This is a genomic window from Alkalibacterium indicireducens (genome assembly GCF_039522005.1).
Lineage (GTDB): Bacteria > Bacillota > Bacilli > Lactobacillales > Carnobacteriaceae_A > Alkalibacterium > Alkalibacterium indicireducens.
On record NZ_BAAADA010000006.1, the window covers coordinates 1 to 1711 of the forward strand.

The following is a 1711-nucleotide window of genomic DNA, read 5'->3' on the forward strand; positions in this document are numbered from 1 at the left end:
TCCCTCGACCATTTTTTTCTCAAAATCGGTCGAGGGATGTATTCATTTTAGGGGAGTTTTTTCCCAGCCCCATTAAAACAACACGAAAAAACAAAAAAATTGGTAATTACTACAATCAAGTCGGAGGTGAGTATATGTCTGACAAAGAACGCGTAGAAATACGTATGCCAAAAGTTATTCTAGAAAAAGTAGACGCATACCAAAAAGAAAATGGACTGCCTACAAGAACAGCAGCTATCCTTGAACTAATAAGAAAAGGTCTTGAGAAATAACTTCAAGCTATCGCTTGACCGAAATTCATCTCCCACTTTCACTGGTGCTTCGTACCCATACGTTTAGAAGTGGGAGACTTCTTTCGGAATTACGTTAAAAAGAAAAACCTTTATACTGAGGAAAACTCCTCATTCACGGGCTGTTTCAGGGTATAAAAAAAGTAGTATAATGTGACATTATACTACAATCTGTAACTAGTTTAAGATAACTTCTCTTTCATCTTCAAATTCCAGTTCGACTGAATGTGTCAGTACGTCCGTGTAGCTGTATGAGACGCGTTCAACGGCGTTCTCGTCCTGATCGAGTTCTACAACAAAAACCGCAGGGTACGTATCAGTTAAAATCCCTTTGCGTTCTGTCGTTTTCTTTCTTCCCGCCTGGGCAATCAGAGTAATTTCTTTTCCAATGTGACTGTCCAAGTTTTTCTTGATGCTAGCTAAAGTAGTTGGCATAATCGACTCACCTCACAAAGTATTAACTATACTATACCACAAAAAGACGAAAATTGTAAGCCAACTTTAAAAATAAAGATAGGATTTCCTTAAATCATTAAAAATAAATGAGCTAAGAGAACCCTATAATAAAAGTTATTTCATAGTTTTCATTAATACTTTAACTACAATTCCATGAGAACAGCACTGGTGAAATGTTCGGATTTACCGTTCCTTCTCCCTGTCCTGTAAAGAAAGGAGTCTGGAAAAGGCGCTGGACTTTTTCATCTGATATGCGAGGATCACCCCTGCAATGGTTCCAATCAGTGCGCTGATGAAGAACACCGGAACGAATCCGAATAAGGCAGCCTCCGCATCAAGAAAAAGTCTTGCCACCGGGTAACTCACCAGTGCACCAAAAATACCCGTACCGACCAGTTCTCCTGCTCCTAAAAGATAAAATTTCTTTCCTTTTCTGAAAAGATAGCCTGACAGAAACGCTCCAATCATGCTTCCTGGAAAAGCAAGCAGTGAACCTGTTCCTGTTATGTTTCTCAATACAGAAACACCAAATGCCTGCGCGAGACTGTACCAGGGCCCCAGAAGGAAGCTGACAATAATATTCATAAAATGCTGAAAAGGTGCAGCTCTGACGAATCCCAGCGGAATGATGATCAGACTTCCTCCAATATAACCGATTGCAATGGATAGGGCAGTAAAAACAAGGGCCAGTGTCCGTTTGTTCATTTTCATTCTTCCTTTCTTTGTCTGCAAAAAAACACTTCCCTTAACTGGATTCATCAAGGCGGAAGTGCAGAAAGGCAGCATGAATCAAAACCACCAGTGTGAACTGGTGGTTTGCTCTGCGGCTGAAAGCCTCTCTTACCGGCCTCGGCCTGAAAGGCCCACTGAGTGGGTTTCCCTTATGCACCACATTTACTCACTGATTCTAAAAGAATCGTTTATTTTTTCTTGTTCTTATGTCCGGTGAACGGATCATATTCTTC

Annotated in this window: 3 protein-coding genes; 1 reads left to right on the forward strand and 2 read right to left on the reverse strand. The window is 40.7% G+C overall.

Translation table 11 applies throughout. From position 1 onward, the window contains the following. On the forward strand, nucleotides 1-272 hold a 272-nt coding region (locus ABFX15_RS00540), incomplete at its 5' end, for a ribbon-helix-helix domain-containing protein (protein WP_346023617.1). A 195-nt stretch (nucleotides 273-467) separates the two neighbouring features. On the opposite strand, the gene ABFX15_RS00545 is transcribed toward ABFX15_RS00540, so the two are convergent. Then, a complete protein-coding gene (locus ABFX15_RS00545) occupies nucleotides 468-725 on the reverse strand; it encodes a Veg family protein (protein WP_091265911.1) in 258 nt (85 codons plus the stop codon). Nucleotides 726-929: 204 nt separating this feature from the next. Beyond that, a complete protein-coding gene (gene thiW, locus ABFX15_RS00550; protein WP_346023618.1) occupies nucleotides 930-1451 on the reverse strand; it encodes an energy coupling factor transporter S component ThiW in 522 nt (173 codons plus the stop codon). Nucleotides 1452-1711 lie beyond the last annotated feature (260 nt).

Excerpts from the sequence above, each read along its gene's own strand:
- ABFX15_RS00545 (WP_091265911.1), bottom strand. The coding sequence starts at position 725 with ATGCCAACTACTTTAGCTAGCATCAAGAAAAACTTGGACAGTCACATT.
- thiW (WP_346023618.1), bottom strand. The coding sequence starts at position 1,451 with ATGAACAAACGGACACTGGCCCTTGTTTTTACTGCCCTATCCATTGCA.